The organism is Neisseria musculi (assembly GCF_014297595.2).
Classification (GTDB): Bacteria; Pseudomonadota; Gammaproteobacteria; order Burkholderiales; family Neisseriaceae; genus Neisseria; species Neisseria musculi.
This window is the reverse complement of record NZ_CP060414.2, coordinates 247,665-266,198: the sequence shown is the minus strand read 5'-3', so window position 1 is coordinate 266,198 and position 18,534 is coordinate 247,665. Positions and strand designations below refer to the sequence as shown.

Annotated in this window: 11 protein-coding genes and 2 pseudogenes; 6 read left to right on the top strand and 7 right to left on the bottom strand. The window is 54.4% G+C overall.

Going from position 1 to position 18,534, the window contains the following annotated elements; translation table 11 throughout:
• Positions 1-25: 25 nt before the first annotated feature.
• From H7A79_RS01225 to H7A79_RS01195, 7 genes and pseudogenes are all read right to left on the bottom strand, one after another.
• Positions 26-1,351: a replication initiation factor domain-containing protein gene (locus H7A79_RS01225; protein WP_187000621.1), complete on the bottom strand. Its 1,326-nt coding sequence runs from the start codon at positions 1,349-1,351 to the stop codon at positions 26-28.
• Positions 1,348-1,554 (bottom strand): hypothetical protein, encoded by a 207-nt coding sequence (locus H7A79_RS01220; RefSeq protein WP_187000808.1) that lies wholly within the window; start codon positions 1,552-1,554, stop codon positions 1,348-1,350. The genes H7A79_RS01225 and H7A79_RS01220 overlap by 4 nt, the downstream gene beginning before the upstream one ends.
• Before the next feature lie 150 nt (positions 1,555-1,704).
• A complete protein-coding gene (locus tag H7A79_RS01215; protein ID WP_187000807.1) occupies positions 1,705-2,139 on the bottom strand; it encodes an ExbD/TolR family protein in 435 nt (144 codons plus the stop codon).
• 3 nt (positions 2,140-2,142) lie between these two features.
• On the bottom strand, positions 2,143-2,802 hold the full coding sequence (locus H7A79_RS01210; RefSeq protein WP_187000806.1) for a MotA/TolQ/ExbB proton channel family protein: 660 nt from the start codon (positions 2,800-2,802) through the stop codon (positions 2,143-2,145).
• Between the two features lie 98 nt (positions 2,803-2,900).
• A complete protein-coding gene (locus H7A79_RS01205; protein ID WP_187000805.1) occupies positions 2,901-3,848 on the bottom strand; it encodes a TonB family protein in 948 nt (315 codons plus the stop codon).
• A 129-nt stretch (positions 3,849-3,977) separates the two neighbouring features.
• Positions 3,978-4,505: pseudogene (locus H7A79_RS01200) on the bottom strand (IS1595 family transposase); the annotation flags it as partial.
• Positions 4,506-4,524: 19 nt separating this feature from the next.
• Positions 4,525-5,179, bottom strand: a pseudogene (locus H7A79_RS01195) (IS1595 family transposase).
• Between the two features lie 14 nt (positions 5,180-5,193).
• On the opposite strand from H7A79_RS01195, the gene H7A79_RS01190 reads away from it, so the two are divergent.
• From H7A79_RS01190 to H7A79_RS01165, 6 genes are all read left to right on the top strand, one after another.
• Positions 5,194-5,319 (top strand): hypothetical protein, encoded by a 126-nt coding sequence (locus tag H7A79_RS01190; protein ID WP_255518803.1) that lies wholly within the window; start codon positions 5,194-5,196, stop codon positions 5,317-5,319.
• Positions 5,320-5,918: 599 nt separating this feature from the next.
• Positions 5,919-7,694 carry a ShlB/FhaC/HecB family hemolysin secretion/activation protein gene (locus tag H7A79_RS01185; RefSeq protein WP_246408007.1) on the top strand — a complete coding sequence of 592 codons (1,776 nt, stop codon included), beginning with the start codon at positions 5,919-5,921 and terminating at the stop codon, positions 7,692-7,694.
• A gap of 66 nt (positions 7,695-7,760) precedes the next feature.
• Positions 7,761-16,421: a two-partner secretion domain-containing protein gene (locus tag H7A79_RS01180; RefSeq protein WP_187000803.1), complete on the top strand. Its 8,661-nt coding sequence runs from the start codon at positions 7,761-7,763 to the stop codon at positions 16,419-16,421.
• Between the two features lie 2 nt (positions 16,422-16,423).
• A complete protein-coding gene (locus H7A79_RS01175) occupies positions 16,424-16,819 on the top strand; it encodes a hypothetical protein (RefSeq protein ID WP_187000802.1) in 396 nt (131 codons plus the stop codon).
• A 207-nt stretch (positions 16,820-17,026) separates the two neighbouring features.
• Complete coding sequence (locus H7A79_RS01170) at positions 17,027-18,022, top strand: HNH endonuclease (RefSeq protein ID WP_246408005.1); 996 nt, start codon at positions 17,027-17,029, stop codon at positions 18,020-18,022.
• A gap of 1 nt (position 18,023) precedes the next feature.
• Positions 18,024-18,503 carry an SMI1/KNR4 family protein gene (locus H7A79_RS01165; protein ID WP_187000801.1) on the top strand — a complete coding sequence of 160 codons (480 nt, stop codon included), beginning with the start codon at positions 18,024-18,026 and terminating at the stop codon, positions 18,501-18,503.
• Positions 18,504-18,534: the final 31 nt, after the last annotated feature.

Below are 18,534 nucleotides of genomic sequence, written 5' to 3'. Positions count from 1 at the left end.
CTTTCAGGCGGCAGCGTTCTGCCTTTTAAAACTTGCCGGAATATTGGTGATACGCCCAAGCCAAATAATCTTCTTCGTGCTTGTCTGAAATCAGCTTGGTCATTTTGCGTTTCTGTTCCAATGCCATTTCAACCAGCATTTGGGCGGATTCACCCGGTTTCAGACGGCCTTCATCTTCATGAACGGCGGGTGCGTGATTGAATTTGGCCGCGTAGTTTTCCATACTCAAACGCTTGGGCAATAAATCGTGTTCGGGTTCGAACATAGCCAGTATTTCGGCAGGCTGTTTGTTCGGAAACATGGATTTGGCGGCATTGATAGCGCGCCCGACTTGGTTTCGGGCGACTTCAATACAGCGTTCGAAAGTCAGATCGAGTACCTTTTTAACGGTTTCAATCCGTTGGGCTTTCTCTTGAAACTGTGAACAAATGGGATAGGCCCCGCCGAAGTATTCGCCCGGCACGGTCAGCACTTCAAAGGGAATAACAATATCTTTGGCTTTGAATTCGATTTCAAAACGCACCCACGGGCTTTGTTTGTCGCCCAACTGTTTGCCTTTTTCATACACGCGAACGTATTTGGACGATTCGCGCGAGCCGACATAGTAGGTTTTGCCCTTGCCGTTGTTGGATTCCCAATCGGTACCGACCGATTCGCCATCGGGCATCATGCGGTGATTGGTGAACTTGCCCGCCAGCCGGTCGGCTTTGGCCTGTTCGGGCGTGTATTCGCCGTTGAAAAAGTCTTTGGCAATATCGATGCGGGTAATCTTCGGGCGAACGGCTTGGGTGATGAACCGGTAAAGGCGGGATTCCCAGCCGTCTGAAGCGGCATTGCAGCCGGTGGCGGTAAGCTCTATCAGCATGGTGTTGTTTTGGCCGCCGAAGTGGACGCGCCCGTATTGGGCGTTATCGGTTCCCATCAGCCAGCAGGAATCATAGAAACGCCCACCCGTATGTTTGGCTTTTTCGGTAATGCCGAAGCCGAAAATATCGTTTAACGCCATTGATGCACGGACAATATATTCATCATCGGAAACGAGCGGATAACCGGCCAGCAGCGACAAAGTATCTTCGTGGATTGAAAAACTGATTTGGTCGATAAAGGCAGAATCTGCCTTACCGCGTCTTAACGGAATTTCCAGCAGACGGCCTTTGGAATCGGTCAGAAAGTGGGTGTATTTTTCAAACGCTTCCTGCTCCGCGCTTACGGCCGCTGCCGTTTCTGCTCCCCCCCCTGTTAGATAAGGGGGGCGCCATACCGGCGCATGAAGCCGCCTTTGGCGCGTCGCAAAGCCGCCGCCACCAAATACGGCTTCACGCGCTTTTTTTGCTTTGTCTTGGCTAATCATTCGGCAGACTCCCTATCCATGATTTGGCGCACGGCCAAACGCCCGTATTCGCAAGCCTGATTGACGGTTTTGACACGGTTCAGAGGATTGCAGATAGGAAAACAGACAGTACGGCTCGGATTGTCGTCTTTAAAAATGCGGACGATGTAGGATTTGGGGAAAAGTTCGGGTTCGGGTGTTACGGTGTAGTAGGCTGATGACATTTCAGACCCCTGAAAAATTCTGTTGTTCCGATTTGTCAAGGGGTATAATGTAAAAATACACCCCTTTTGTTGGGGTGCAATATATAAGGCCGTCTGAAAAGTTTCCTTATGGGAAAATATTTTCAGACGGCCCGAACGTTTTCACACACGCTATCTGCCCGAATCGGTTTCGGTGATGAAGCCGATTTTGCTGATGCCGGCTTCTCTGGCGGAGTGCAGCGCTTGGGCAACCGAATCATATTCCACGCGTTTGTCGGCAGCGATGGCCACGATTAAATCGGCGTTTTCGGCTTTGGCCTGTTTGAGCTGCTCGGTAATCTCTTCCAAACCCAGTTTGGTTGTGGACTCCGCACCGAGCACATAAGCCCCATCGGCATCAATGCTCAGCCGCAGCGGCTCTTTGGGCTGGGTTTCCTGCTTGATGTTTTCCGATGCGGTAGGCAGTTGCAGCGGAATCGAGTGGGTAAGCACGGGCATGGTGATCATAAACACAATCAGCAACACCAGCATCACATCTACCAACGGGGTAACGTTGATGTCGGCCATCGGCGTATCGTCACCGGAATTCATCGAACCGAATGCCATCGTTTAATCCTTGTGGTTTAACAGTTGGACATGAAAATCGTGGGCGAACGCGTCCATATCCTGCGCCAGCGTTTTGTTGCCACGCACCAGGAAGTTGTAGGCCAACACGGCGGGAATCGCCACAAACAGACCGGCGGCGGTGGCCACCAATGCCTCGCCGATGGGGCCGGCCACGGCGGCTATACTCATCTGGCCGCTTTTGCTGATGTTGATTAAGGCGTGGTAAATGCCCCAAACCGTGCCGAAAAGGCCGATAAACGGGGCGGTGGCGCCGATAGAGGCCAGCGCGGTCAGGCCACTGTCAAACGGGCGCAGGCGCTGGCTCATGCTGTTGCGGATTTGGCGCACGAGATATTCGTTCAGCGGCACGGCGGCGGCGATTTGGCGGTCTTTATGCAGGTTGTAGCTCTCGCGGGCACGCACGGCATCGAGAGTGAGCGCGCTCATCGGCGCCTCCACCGTTTTGGCCTGCGCAACGGCTTCGCTTAACGATTTGGCGTTCCAAATCATCGGTTTCACGGCGGCATTGCCTTTTTTAGCCCTGCTGAGCTTGACGGCGCGCACCACAATCACCGTCCACGTTGCGATGCTCATCAAAACCAGCAGCAAAAACACGCTGATCAACACATAATCGCCTGATTCAAAAACCAATCCTAAATTCATTGCTGTTTATTCCAAATATGAAAGATTAATCAAAAAACCTGCCTGCCCGGCTGTTTCGGCGTTCAGACGGCCCGACTCCGGACACTGCCCGAATATCTCTATTGAAGTTGGTATGCAAGCCGCCCGCTGAACTGGTACCACCTGCCTTTTGAATCGCAAGAGTATTTTCTCTTTATATACTTCACCGCCGCCCTGTCCAGCCCTGCAAAACCGCTTCCTTTGGTAACTTTGACACTCATCACTTGGTTGCTGGGGGAAACTTCTATCACAAAATTTACCGCGCCTTCTTCTCCGTTTTCCAACGATAATTGCGGGTAATCTTTGTCCGTAGGCTGCGGGAGTGCGCACGTTCCTTTTTCGGGATTGCTGCGGCTGCTGCCGGCACCGCTGCCGCCTCCTGCTCCGTGCCCGTCGCCGCTTTTGCTGCCGCTGCCCGAGCCGCTGCCCGTTCCACGGCCTTCGCCGCTGCCCGAGCCGCTCCCTTTACCTTGTATTTTGGCATAACCGCTTCCGTCTCCCCCTCCGTTTTTCTCTCTGGCGGAGCCTGCCGCTGCGGCTTTGTCCGATTCTGCCGCCGGTTTTTCAACCGGAGCGGCGGCAGGTTTTTCCGCCACCTTTTCTGCCAGTTTCTCAACCGGTTTTTCTACGGGCTTTTCCACCGGCTCCGGTTTGGTTTTTTCAACCGGCTTAGGCTTGGGCGTTTCTTTGTTTTGACGGATATCGGCTTGGTTTTTTGGGGTGATGACGGGCTTCAATTCAGCCTTGGGCGGCTCGGCCGGTGTGGGCTTGGGTTTGGGCTTTTCTTTGGGCTTGGCCGGCTCCGGCCTGGGTTCGGATTTCAGCGGAGGAGCCGTTTCCGGCGCAGGCGCACCTGCCCCCTCTGTTTGGCCGTCGCCGCCGCCAAACATACCCAGATCGATGAATTCGATAGTCGTCATCTCGATCTGCTTCGGCGGCCTGCCCTGCCACAGCCAAACCATCAGACCCATATGTAAAAAAACCACCAGCGCGAACGTGGCGGAGGTTAGGATACGTTCATTTTTCATGGCCTGGCATGTTAATAGCAATTATTCCTGTTTGCAACTTAATTTAAAGCTGCCGATCCTGTATTCACAGAAATTTTACATAAACAATAAATAATAAATAAGGCTCTAGACTAGCAGCTTTATATAAATTTACTTTAAAAGCCTCCAAAGTTGGTGACCCAGTTCATCAGAGTTTCGGTTCCATCGCCATCCGCATTCCTTCAGGTGCAAATCAAAGTTTTTGGTTACGCCGTTGAATTTGGCGGGCCTTCGTTTGGTAAAACTCCGGAAGCTTTCAATACCATTGATGTGCCCGGTACCATCCGCAAACTCATTTTGTCCGTGATTAACGCGCAAATGTTTAGAGTAGCCCGCATCGACCAGGCCGCTGTAACCGCGCCGGCTATCAGAATAAACAACACCCTCCAGAGAGACCTTTCCCAATATAACAGCTTGAAGTGTTTTCTTTTTACAATCAGGAACGATTTCGGTATAAACCCTGCCGTCTCTTTCGAAAATACCAAAGACGGGTTGTTTAAGCGTTCCTCTGCCACGCTTTGACTTGCCATGGAAACCGCGCTGCCGTTTGGCACCAAAATAGCTTTCATCAACCTCTATGCTGCCGTATAACAGGTCTTTTTGCCCGCTTTGGCAGCGGTATATTTCGTGCCTGAAAAGAGGCTGAAGTAGCTTAGCCCTAAATACCACACCAATCCCGCAAGATTTTCAACTGCTCACTTGGTGTGCCAAAGTTAAAACGAAACCCGCATTCTTTCAAGAATAGGGGAAAAGACTTCCGGTCGATTCCGTTGTATTTGCGTAGCACACGCTTGGCCTGATTCCAAAAATTCCCAATGCCGTTGATGTGGTTTTGTCTCTGGGCAAATGTCTTGCCGTGGTTAATCCTATGGTGGTGAAAACCGCCGACATCCAGGACATCATCGCTGCTTAAACTGTCGGTATACACCACACTGTCCGGCATGATTTTCTTCGCAATAACAGGCAACAAACTCTCTTTTTTGGCGTTATCCACGACCACGGTATAAACCTTGCCGCCATGTTTGAGGATACCGAAAACCACCACTTTGCCTGCGGCTCCTGTGCCGCGTTTTCCTTTGCGCTTACCGCCGGAGCAGCGCTCATCTGACTCTACGGAACCTTCAAAAACCTGATCGGCCTCCAAGGCCGAATGACGGCTGATGACGAGGCGGATTTTGCGGTAAAAGAGTATGGCGGTGTTGGGCCGGATACCCAAGACATCGGCAGCCGAACGGGCGGTAACTTTCAGCACAAAATATCTGAGTAGTGTCTTCTGTGCTTTTTTTGATTAATTTACAGTTTGTTATCTTCATTTTAGCAGCATGTCATGATTGCTAATCTACGTCAGCCCCTTATATTTTTCTTTATGGCTTTTAGAGAAAATCCAAGTAGCAATAAAAGCATATTAAGTAAAGATGGTTTTGAAAATATTGAAAAACAAAAAAATGCTTGATAAAGTCGCAATAGATCTTCATTCCCCTAATTGGGACTATGGGGAGAAAAAAGTTCTTCTGCTAATAACTGGATTTTTGTAAATGCCTATTTTGGAATCCCGGATTGCTATGGGAGTACATCTTATTTTTGTTCTGGATTAGTATTCATTCTGTAACATCTAAAGAGTCAACGTCCGTATTGAACTACTCAAGGAGTTAGAGATTTGATGAAGAAGACGACTGGCCTGATTTAAGCTGTTTTTTATCTATGTTTAAAGCTACTTTGCTTGACACACGGAGCTGAAAACAGTTATAGATTAGCCAGCGCATAGCGGCCACCTTCGCCCACCGTCCTCATTGATGCCCTTTGTTCTTACCCAACCAACCCATGCCCTCTGCAATTAACATTTTCCAGGGGGCGATCAAGCCATCCGCCCTCCCCAATAAAAGCCGGGCGGATTTCATTCGGTATATTGGTTTCGGTTCAAAAAACAGCAGGCATACTGCCGCTGCCGGCAGCCGGTTATCCAAATAACCAACCTTTGGTCATCTGAACTTTGCCTTACCCCGCCCGATTCCCATACCATGACTTGGTCATATCTTTTTGCAGGTTCCAAGCATGTCCGCCTTTCGCCGTTTTTCACGCTACCGCTCATTGATGCTGCCGTTTGCACTGCTGGCTGCTGCCGGCACATCCGCACTGGCTGACGAAAGGCAGGCCAGTCTGATTCAGCAAGAACAAGCCCGGCAGGAACAGCAGCGTCTGCACCAACTCGAGCAGCAGATGCAGCCTGCACCTGATGTGCGCCTAGAACGCAGCGCAGAGGCGGTTTCTTCATTGCAGCTGCCTCAAAACGAATCGCCCTGTTTCCCCGTTCGCGACATTTCTTTGGTTGGCGACTCCGCCGCCAAATTCCAATTTGCACTGGACAGAGCCCTTGGGCAGTCCGGCTTCAAGCCCGGGATGTGTTTGGGGGCCCAAGGCATCAACCATATCATGACTTTGGCGCAAAACGCAGTGATCGGGCGCGGCTATACCACCACGCGGATTTTGGCCGCACCGCAGGACTTGAACGGCGGCAAACTGGAATTGACCGTGCTGGCCGGCAAAATCGGCCGCATCCGTTTTGATGAAAGTCATGCCGCCGAAACCCATATCGGCCGGATTACCGCGTTTCAAAACGAGTTTCCGTCTGCTTCAGAGAGCCTGTTGAACCTGCGCGGTTTGGAGCAGGGTTTGGAAAACCTCAAACGGGTGCCGACTGCCGAGGCGGATATCCAAATCGTGCCGTCTGAACAACCGGACGTGAGCGATGTGGTGGTGAAATGGCGGCAGCGCACCGCCCCCTACCGTCTGACTTTGGGTTTTGACGACTCCGGCAGCAAGGCCACCGGCCGTTATCAGGGCAATGCAACCTTCTCTGCCGATAATCCGTTTGGTTTGAGCGATTTGTTTTATGCCTCGTATCACCATGATTTGGGCTCGCGTTCGGCGCAAACGGATTCAGAGGGCCATACGGTTAAAGGCGCAACCGATGGTTATGCCTTTCATTATTCGGTGCCGTTCCGCAACTGGCTGTGGTCGTGGAACCACAGCCATTACCGCTATCATCAGGCCGTTGCCGGCGATACCCGGGTGTATGACTACAACGGTAAAAGCCGCAACAGCGATATCGGCGTGAGCCGTCTGCTGTACCGCGATGCCCGCCGTAAAACCCATGCGGCGTTTAAATGGTGGCAGCGTGAAACGCAGAGTTTTATCGATGATGCCGAAATCGGGGTACAGCACCGCCGCACGGCCGGCTGGTCGGCCGCTTTGACGCACAGGGAATACATCGGCCAAGCTGTGTTGAATCTGGGCTTGGGTTACAAACGCGGCACGGGGCGCAACAACAGCCTGTCTGCGCCCGAAGAAGCCTTCGGCGAGGGTACCTCGCGCATGAAGATTATTACGGCCGATGCCGGATTGAACCTGCCTTTCCGAATCGGACGGCAAAACTTTGCTTTCGACAGCAACCTCCATGCCCAATGGAACAAAACGCCTTTAACCCCGCAAGAGAGGATTTCCATCGGCAACCGTTATACGGTGCGCGGTTTTGACGGCGAAACCACTTTATCGGCAGAGCGCGGCGGGTATTGGCGCAATGATTTATCCTGGCAGTATCTTCCGAACCACCGGCTTTATGCCGCGGTAGACGGCGGCCGGGTATCCGGCCCGTCTGCCGCATACCTGCCCGGCAAAAGCCTGGCCGGCGCGGCATTGGGGCTGCGCGGTCAGGCCAAAGCGGGCGGTGCGTTGGCTTATGATGTGTTTGCCGCCAAACCGCTGCACAAGCCCGAACGCTTTCAGACGGCCCAAACCGCCTTCGGCTTCAACCTGAACTACAGCTTCTGAACACCGCCCTACCCCATGCCGCCCGAAACCGGCAGCATCAGGGCTTTTTGACTTCGGGAATCCGCCATGAACACAACCTGCCACAAAGTCATCTTCAACAAAAAGCGCGGCATGATGGTGGCCGTTGCCGAAAACACCCCCCGCAGCGGCAAAAACGTGCAAGACGGCGGCGCGGCCGTTTCAGACGGCCTCTCGGGCGCGGCCAAATTCCAAATGCAGCTGGCGGCGTTCTCCGTGTGGCTGGCGGCGGGTGCGGTTGCACCGGTTTGGGCGGCCGGCATTGCCGCCGACAAATCGGCACCTTCAAACCAACAACCCACCATTTTGCAGACGGCCAACGGCCTGCCGCAGGTCAACATTCAAACTCCGAGCGCGGCGGGCGTGTCGGTGAACCAATACCGCCAATTCGATGTGCAAGCGAAAGGTGCGCTGCTGAACAACAGCCGCAGCAGTGTGCCAACCCGGCTGGGCGGCTGGATAGCAGGCAATCCGTGGCTCGCGCGCGGCGAAGCACGGGTCATTGTGAATCAGGTGAACAGCGTCAATCCATCGCTGCTGAACGGCTATATCGAAGTGGCGGGTCGTCGTGCCGATGTGATATTGGCCAATCCTGCCGGTATTCAGGTAAACGGTGCGGGCTTTATCAATGCAGCGGGAGTAACGCTCACCACGGGCAAACCGGTGTTCGACAACGGCCGCCTCACCGGTTTGCAGGTGCGCGGGGGCGGTATTGCCGTGGGCGGCGGCGGTTTGGACACTTCGGGAGCCGACTATACCCGCATCCTGGCCCGTGCCGCGCAAATCAACGCCGGCGTGTGGGCGCAAGATTTGAAAGTGGTGTCGGGCGCCAACGACATTGCGGCCGACGGCAGCCACAGCAAAGTTTCAGACGGCCGCCCTGCTCCTGCAGCGGCCATCGATACCGCGCAGCTGGGCGGCATGTATGCCGGCAAGATCACCCTGATTTCAACGGATAAAGGCGCAGCCGTTCATCATGCCGGCCAGGCCTTTGCCGCGGCGGGCGGCATTACCCTGAGTGCCAACGGCAGAATCGGCAACAGCGGCAGCATCATCGCCTCTGACCATACGCAAAGCCCGAACGGCGCGGCAGCCGTGAACATTCAAGCCGCTGCGTTCGACAACCGCGGTACCGTGTCATCACAAGGCCGAACCGTGCTGGCGGCAGCCGAAGCAAGCAACAGCGGCACCATGGTTTCGGCCGGCGAACTGAACATCCGCACGCGGAATCTCGACAACCGCAAAACCCTGCAGGCCGCCCGTTTCGACATCGCAACCGGCCGTCTGAACAACAGCGGCACGATGGCGCAAACCGGTTTGCAACACCTCGGCATTGAAGCCGGCAAATTGAACAACAGCGGTTTGATCGGTTATGCCGCCGCAGACCGGGCTTCCGGCAACAGCGGCCATGCTTCCCCTGCCGCCCCTGCCGCGCCCTCTACCGCCGCCGGTGCGGGTTCTGCTCAAAGCTACACCGCCGCCGCGCCGCTTACTTTGCCCCAAGGCCGTTTAACCGTTTCAGACGGCCTCGACAACAGCGGCAGCATCACCGCCAACGGCGGCGCGGATGTCAACACCGCAAACGGTTTGGTCAATACCGGCAGGCTGCATCTGAACAAGCTGGCCGCCGCCGGCCGCCTGCTGGACAACCGCCAAGGCGAAACCATCGCCCGTCAGGCCCGGGTTACCGCGCAAACCCTGGACAACCGACATGGCACGTTGGGCGCCGCCGAAACCCTCGCCATCCGCAACCACACCACCGACAACCGCGCAGGCACTCTGCAATCCGGCGGCCGCTTGGTTGCGGCCGTTCAAACCTTGGACAACCGCAGCGGCCGGCTCACCGCAAACCAAGAGGCCGATATCGAAGCCGTTGCCCTGTTCAATCAAAACGGCCGAATCGACACCGGCCGTCTGAACGCCGAAGCCGCCCGCCTGGACAACAGCTCAGGCAGCATCCACAGCAGTGAAATAACCGAACTCAAGGTTTCAGACGGCCTTAATAACCAAAACGGCCTGATCGGTTCGGCCCAAGACATCAAGATTCACGACAGCAATCAGCAAACCTTAACGCTGAACAACGCTTCAGGCAAAATCCAGGCCGGGCAAAACCTCGACATCCAAGCCAGAACGCTGGCGGCACAAGGAGGGCTGGCGGCCAACCGCATCCTGTCGCTCAAGCTCAAAGACAGCTTCAGCCCCGAACAAGACATCCGCGCCGGCGAAGGCCTGCATCTGACAACCGGAGGCAGCCTCACCAACCGCCGCACGCTGGAAGGCGGCCGTTTCCTGTTCTTGCAAGCCGCACACATCGACAACGCCGCCGCCGGCAAAATCCAATCCGGCAGCGGCACACAGCTCAAAGCCCGCAACATCGCCAACCGCGGCCTGATCAACAGCAACGGCCTGACGCTTTTGGATGCGGGCGGAACCGTGCTGAACACCGGCACCGGCCGTGTGTACGGCGATTGGGTGGGCATTGCGGCCGAAAAGCTGGTGAACCGGGAAGAAACAGCCGGCGGCCAAGCCAAAGCCGCCGCCATTGCCGCACGCAACCATTTGGCCGTGGGGGCAAAAGAGATCACCAATCAGGAAGGCGGCAGGCTTTCCAGCGAAGGCAGCCTGAGTATCGGCGGCAGTTTGGATGAGCAGCATCAGGCGCAGGGCACGGCCGGCCGTTTGGTGAATGCCGGCGCCACGGTTGAAGCGGGTAAAGACGCAAGAATCGCGGCAAAATCCCTGGAGAACCTGAACAAACATTTCCAGACCCGCGAATATTTAGACAGCAGCAGGCACATTATCTCTTACACCAAGGCCGGAGAGGCCGAACCTTTCTTTACGGTGGGTAAAGACGGGATCACCCGTAAAGCAGGCCGGCATGATTTCGGCTTTATCTATTATGACGGCCGTCCCGAACAATGGCTGCACAAATACGCTGTCGAACAATATTACCAAGCTGATTATGTTCAAAATATTTACCGGCAGGAAATCGTAAAAAGCCGTCCGGCACAAATTTTAACCGGCGGCGCTCTTCAGGCAGAAGGCAAATGGCTGAACCATAACAGTATGATTATGGCCGGCGGCATGATTACCGGCAAAGACAACATCGATAACCTGGCCGATAAAGATACCGTCCGCACCGTCAATACAGGCATGTTGAGACGCGGCAGTTATGACAGACACGGCTCCAGAGGCCGCCGTCATATCGAATTCGACAAAGAAAGCGGCCCTATTCCCAATCCGCCGGAGAGCCATCCTGATTTTGGTGTGAAATTGGCCCAAACGCAGGAATACAGCACTTCCCTACCCCGAACCGCCCCAACCGCAGAGCAGGCAAACCTTACCCCGGCCACCGTTACCCACGGCGGCAGCACCCCCGCGCCTATTAAAACCCTCAACACCGGCATCAGGCTGCCCACCTCCGGCCTGTATGCCGTCAACCCGGCCCACCCCGCCTATCTGGTCGAAACCGACCCGGCCTTTACCGACTACAGACAATGGCTCTCCAGCGACTACCTGCTCGATGCCCTCAACTCCGCCCCGGGCAGAATGCACAAACGCCTGGGCGACGGCTATTACGAGCAAAAGCTGGTAAACGAGCAAATCGCGCGCTTAACCGGCTACCGCCGCCTCGACGGTTACACCGACGACGAAGCCCAGTTCAAAGCCTTGATGGAAGCCGGCATCACCTTTGCCCGCGGGCAGCAGCTCGCCCCCGGCATCGCCCTGTCGCCCGAGCAGGCAGCCCGCCTCACCTCCGATATCGTTTGGTTGGAAGAACAAACCCTCACCCTGATTGACGGCAGCACCGTTACCGTGCTCGCCCCCAAAGTCTATCTCACCGTCAAACCCGGCGACATCAACGCCCACGGCGGTTTGATCAGCGCCGGCAAACTGGTGCTGGAAGGTGCCGGCAGCCTCGTCAACAGCGGCACCCTGGCCGGGCGCAAAATTGTCGACTTATCCGCCACCGACATCCAAAACAGCGGCCTCATTCAAGGCGGCAAAGTGCGTTTGCGCGGCAAAGACGTCAACATCGAAGGCGGCACCGTTGCCGCCGACACCCTCCTCTCCGTCGAAGCCGACCGCCTCCGCGTTGCCTCCACTACAGTCACCCACGGCGACGAGGGCAACGGTCAAACCCGAATCGACCGCGTCGCCGGGCTTTATGTCGGCAACGCTTCAGACGGCCTCTTAAGCCTCAAAGCCAACCAAAGCATCGATTTCGTGGCCGCCAACCTGCGCAACGAAGCGGCCAAAGGCCGAACCCGAATCGTTTCAGACGGCCGCATCGGTTTGGGCACTGCCAAGCTCGAATCCCGCAGCAGGCATGGAGAATCGGGCGCTAAAAACCACCGCCATGTTGCCCAAACTTGGGAAGCCGGCACCACCCTCGGTGCGAAAGGCGATATTCTGATTTCCGCCCAAGAAGATTTAACCGTCCGCCAAGGCAATATTGCCAGCAGTGACGGCCGCATCCTCCTCTCCGGCCGCAACGTCGACATCGGCGAAGGCCGCAAAACGCTGGATTTGAGCGAATCGGTTTACAGCAAATCGCGCGGCCTTGTTTCCAACAAAACCGGCCTCGACCAATACCGCCGCCGGCACGATGAAGCAGCAGGCAGCACCATCGAGGGCAAAGAAGTGGCGGTTGTTGCCGGAGCGGACATCAACGTGCGCGGCAGCAACATCGTTTCAGACGGCCGCACCCTGTTGAAGGCCGGGAATAATGTGAACCTCACCGCTGCTGAAAACACCTATACCGATCATGAATTACACGAGCGCAAACGCTCCGGTTTGAGCGGCGGCTTTAAAGACGGTGTGCTCAGTGTCGGCGCGGGTAAATCATCGCAGAAACTCAATCAAGATGATGCTTCCACCAGTCTCACCGTTTCCCAAGTCGGCAGCATTTTTGGCGACACTGCCATTATTGCGGGCAACAATCTGACCACCGAAGCTGCTATCTTGGCTACCGGCGGCGATATGACCCTGCAAGGCCGCAATGTGTCGCTCAATGCCGCGCACACCGCATCGCAAAGTGACAGCCGTATGGATGCCAAGCAATCAGGCGTGTCGGTCGGCATTACCGTCAATCCGTTTGAAGCCGCGAAAGCCGGTTACGGCCGCCATATGCAGGGCGGCGGTTACAGCGGTTCCGTTGTCGGCCAAGCCCTGCAGCGCGGCGATGCCGCCGGCAAGGCCGTTTATGCCGCCCTTACTCCCGCAGTCTTCACCGCCGGCCGCCAAAAAACCGGCGAAAGCCGCCATAGCGAAGGCACTCAGGCTGTCGTGACTTCGGTATCCGCACAGGGCGATTTGAACATCATTGCCACCGACGGCCATATCAAGAGCGAAGGCGCGAAACTGGCCGCCGAAGGCAATGCCCTGCTCTCTGCTACGGAAAGCATCGAATTGGGCTTTGCCCGCGATACGGCCGCCCAAAGCGGCGGGCGCAAACGCAGCGGCTTCAGCATCGATAACCGCGAAGCCGTTCCGGCAGGCACCTTCAACGACCGCAGCCGGGCACAAGGCAGCCTCGATGCCGCCACCGGCACGCAGCTGTCTGCCGGCGGGGGTGCCGTATTGCAGACGCAGAAAGCCGATATCGACATTATCGGCAGCAGCATCGCCGCCCAAAACGATGTCGCGCTGATTTCAGGCCGCCACATCAATATCCGCCCCGCCCAAAACAGCCAAAACCAATCCGAGAGCCAAACCGGCCGCGGCATCGGCACCGCAGTGGTTTCCGATACCGAACACTTCGCCGGTTGGATGAAAAACCGCCAAGACAGCAACAGCAGCCAAGTCGAGCAGGTCAAATCACAAGTCGGCAGCTTGGGCGGCCATGTCAACATTCAGGCCCAAGGCAACTACACCCAGCAGGCTGCCGCCGTATCGGCGGCCAAAGACCTCAATATCACCGCAAAAAGCGTTGACGTATTGGCCGGCCACAACCTCGGCAGCAGCCGTCAAGCCGGGCGCGATGTCAAAATCGGCACCTTTGCCAAAGTATCGTCGCCGCTGATCGATTTGGCCGATGCCGCCCAAGCCGCGGTGGAGGGCAAAGCCGGCAGGCGCACGCAGGCACTGCAAACCCTGGCCGCCGGCGCACAGGCTTATTCCGCCTACCACACCGCCGCCGGCGGCGGCGCATTGGTGAAGGCCGAAGCGGGCTTGGGCTTCAAAACCGCCAACAGCAGCCAAGAGCAGAGCCAAAGCCAAAGCCTGGGCAACATGCTGAATGCCGGCGGCAACCTCAATATCCGCTCCACCGAAGGCGGCATCCGACTGCAGCACACCCGTGCCGAAGCCGCCGGCACCCTGAGCCTGGATTCCGCCCAAGACCTGATTCTCGAATCCGGCCAATCCGCCCGAAGCGCCCGGGGCAAAAACAGCAATTTCGGCGCGTCGGTCGGCGTAGGCGTTTCCGCAGGCGCGCAAACCGGTGTCTACGCCTATGGCGAAGCAGGCGGCAGCAAAGGCAGCAACCGCTACCTTGCCCAAACCCACGACCACACCACCCTGAAAGCCGGCAACATCCGCTTGGCCAGCAAAGGCGACACCACCCTCAAAGGCGCCACCGCCACCGCACACCGCATCGATGCCGATGTGGGCGGCCGTCTGAACATCGAAAGCGTCCGAGACCATATCGAGCAGAACAACCAACAAAGCGGCGCCAGCATACGCGCCCAGGTTTCCTTCGGCACCGCCTGGGAAGCCTCGGGCAGCTTCAGCCAAAGCCAAGCCGCCGGCAGCCGCCGCGCCGTTTCCACCCAATCCGGCCTTTTTGCCGGCGACGGCGGCTATCATATCAACGCCGACAGCGTCCACCTCAAAGGCGGCGCCATTGCCGCTACTGCGCCTAAAGAGCAAAACGAGCTGACCGCCAAGCGCTTCACCTTTGAAAACATCCAAAACCAAAGCAGCTACCAGGCAACGAATATCGGCTTAAGCGGCGGCTACGGCAAAAACCCCGACAAGGAACCGGGCTACACCGGCGGCAGCAGCTTCAGCCCTTCTTTACCGCAATATGAAAAAGGCAGCGACGGCAGCACCACCTACGCCGCCTTAAGCGAAGGCCGTCTGAATATAGCCGGTAAAGACACCACCGTACAGGAACTGGGCATCCACAGCGACAGCAGCAGCGCGCACAGAGCTGTTGCCGCCCTACCCGATTTGGCCAAAATTACGGAGAAACAGCAGGTTGTGGCCAAAGCCACCACCGACATCGTCTCCGCAGCGCGCAGCTTCAGCAGCAACCGCCAAAAAGCCGCCGCCGAAGACAAAGCCCAAGCCCAAGCAGAGTTTGAAGGCCGTCTGAAAGCGCGCAAAGACGGCAGCTACGAAGCCTTTGCCAAACTGGGCGAGAGCGAACGCCAAGCCGTCTTAATCAGCGGGTCAGAAGCCTACCGCAAAGCCGACACCGAAGCGCGAAACTGGGGCATCGGCGGCAGCAAATCCCGCGCAGCGAACGCCGGCACCACGCTGGTTACCGGCATACTCGGCGGCCAAAGCAACCTGCAAACCGCCGCCAACACCCTGTCGCCCTATGCCGCAGCCGCCATCGGCAACACCTTCGGCCACGGCGCAAACCAAAACGAAACCGCCCAACTGGCCGGCCACTTCCTCTTGGGTGCAACACTGGCCTACATCAACGGCGGTGACCCGTTAAGCGGCGGCGGTGCCGCCGTTGCCGCCGAAAAAGCGGCGCAGTACCTGACCCAGCAGTACCATGACGGAAAAACCGCCATCGATCCGCAAACGGGCGAATTCAACCCCAACCTTTTACCCGAGCAGATTAAAGAAGACATCAAAGCCGCCACCGGCGTGATTGCGGCCATCGTCGGCGCCACCGGAGACGGCGGAGCGGCATTGAACGCGCAAATCGGTGCCGTGGCGGGGCAGAATGCGGTGGAGAATAATGATGTCGGTGCCTCATTCTCCCAATGGCGTAAAGAACAAAAACTGCTTGAAACCGACCCGGCAGCTTATAAAAAGCACAAAGCCGAACAGTGGCAGGCCATCGGCTTTCTGGTTGATTTCATTCCCGTTATCGGCGATATCAAAGGCTTTGCGGAAGCGCAGACCAAAGGCGACTATTTCTTTGCTACGCTAGGGATGGTTCCGCTCTACGGGGATGCGGCGAAAAAAGTCCATCAGGCCGAGAAAGCTTATCAGGCAGCCAAAGCCGCCAAAGATACGGAGAAGATGAAGGCCGCAATGGATCAGGCTCGCAAAGGGGCTGATTTGCCTTATGATTCTCGACAGATTCGAGCTAAGCTGGAAAGAAGGTATGGCGCTGAGAATGTGGTGTCGGCTACGGTTCCACCGAGCAATGCCCGCAATGTGAAGTTGGCGGGGCAATCCCACCCGAAAACAGGAGTTCCCTTTGACAGTAAAGGATTTCCTATTTTTGATAAATTCTTAGCTTATGACACTAAAATTAACTCGCGTCAATTTCAGGCTGCCGATTATACGGGTCAGATGAAATTAGCTACGCAAGATTTAGCAGAAGCCATCCGGCGCGGCCAGGTTAATACCTCCAAATTCACAACAGAGCAATTAGAAGCGATACAATCAGGTAAGGCGAAAATACCAGGTTATACTTGGCATCATCATCAAGATAGGGGGCGTATGCAACTCGTGCCAGAGAAAAGGCACTTGGAAACTGGTCATATTGGTGGTGAAGCAATGTCAAAAGGGAAATAAGTATGTGGAAAATTACTAAGGACAATAATGAAGATTTGGATTTTGTTTTAACTTGCCTGTTTTGCCAAGCAATTCAATTGAATGAGATGAAATTGTGGGCAGATTTGGTTATAAAAACATCACCTATTGATAACATACCTAATTATATTTTTGATTTGGTATGTATTGATATTTCTATTGGTGAGCTTGATGATATTATAGGATTTATTCCTAATGGGCAGTCATCTAAATATCGTTATGCCATATATGGAATTGCTTATTTAAGAGAAGTAGATGTCTACGACCCGCCTATTTCAAAAGAACAGGCACTGGCAACTTTAAAAAGCAATCCTCATGTTTTGGATGAATTCAAAAGGTTTTTTCCATTTATTGAAGTGGATACTGATTGCTTGTCATAAGGGATTAAAAACGGCAGTTACGAAGCCGCGCAACTGGCCGGCCACTTTGCTCTGGGCGCAACACTGGCCTATATCAACGGCGGCGACCCCTTAAGCGGCGGCAGTGCGGCAGTTGCAGCCGAAAAAGCGGCGCAATATCTGTCGCAGCAGTACCATGACGGAAAAACCGCCATCGATCCGCAAACGGGCGAATTCAACCCCAACCTCTTGCCCGAGCAGATTAAAGAAGAAATCAAATCGACCACCGGTGTGATTGCGTCTATCGTGGGCGCCACCGGAGACAACGGAGCGGCATTGAACGCGCAAATCGGTGCCGTGGCGGGGCAGAATGCAGTGGAGAATAATGATGTCGGTGCCTCATTCTCCCAATGGCGTAAAGAACAAAAACTGCTTGAAACCGACCCGGCAGCTTATAAAAAGCACAAAGCCGAACAGTGGCAGGCCATCGGCTTTCTGGTTGATTTCATTCCCGTTATCGGCGATATCAAAGGCTTTGCGGAAGCGCAGACCAAAGGCGACTATTTCTTTGCTACGCTAGGGATGGTTCCGCTCTACGGGGATGCGGCGAAAAAAGTCCATCAGGCCGAGAAAGCTTATCAGGCAGCCAAAGCCGCCAAAGATACGGAGAAGATGAAGGCCGCAATGGATCAGGCTCGCAAAGGGGCTGATTTGCCTTATGATTCTCGACAGATTCGAGCTAAGCTGGAAAGAAGGTATGGCGCTGAGAATGTGGTGTCGACTACGGTTTCAAAAAAACCTGTCCAAAGCATTAACAATCAAAATAAGCCAGATTACACATCTACTATATATGCAAATAAGAGTGGAAAAGCAGTTAATGTTAAGTATAAAGACCCTGTTTCAGGAAACAGTATAGCTGTTAATATTGCTTATGATAGCAGGGGTTTACCTGTATTTGATAATGTATCAAGGTTTACCAGTAAACTGGATAATTCACTGTCTTATACGGGACAAATGAAGGCGGCTACTAGAGATTTGTGGAAGGCTATTGAAAGTGGGAAAGTATCAAAAAGCCAATTTACTGCTGAACAATTAAAAGATATTAAAGCTGGGAAACAGACAATTGGCGGTTTTACATGGCATCATAATGCACAGAGTTCCCCACACAATATGCAGTTAATCCCTAAAAGTGTTCATGATGCAGTTTTACATACAGGACAAAATTCCTTAAAAAAAGGTAATTAATATGAGAAATCTCAAAATTTGGCGTGATTATGGTGCACTAAATAAAAGTTTAATTAACGAATTTGCTGAAAAAACAGGAGTAGTTTTCCCTAAAAGCTATATTATTCTTTTAAGCAAGCACGACTATTTATACCCTGAAGAAAACACATTCAGATTTACTAATAATGATGGTGAAATTGATGAGCGTGATATAGTTTTTTTTGGATATAAACAAAATTATTTAGAAGGACAGGATATCTATAGTTATTCCAAAATTGATGATGACTATAGCTATGGAAAGAAAATCATTGCTTTTGGTGGAAGTGCTAATGGAGATTATATTTGCTTTGACTACAGAAGAAATAATAAAGATCCATCTATAATTTTGATGTCCCATGATGATTTTTACGAAGATGAAGAGGGAAATACTAAAATGGTGACTAACCATATTGCGGATAGTTTTGATGACTTTTTGGAAATGCTATATGAACCTTTGGACTAAGCAAGCGTAAGCACCACGCTGGTTACCGGCA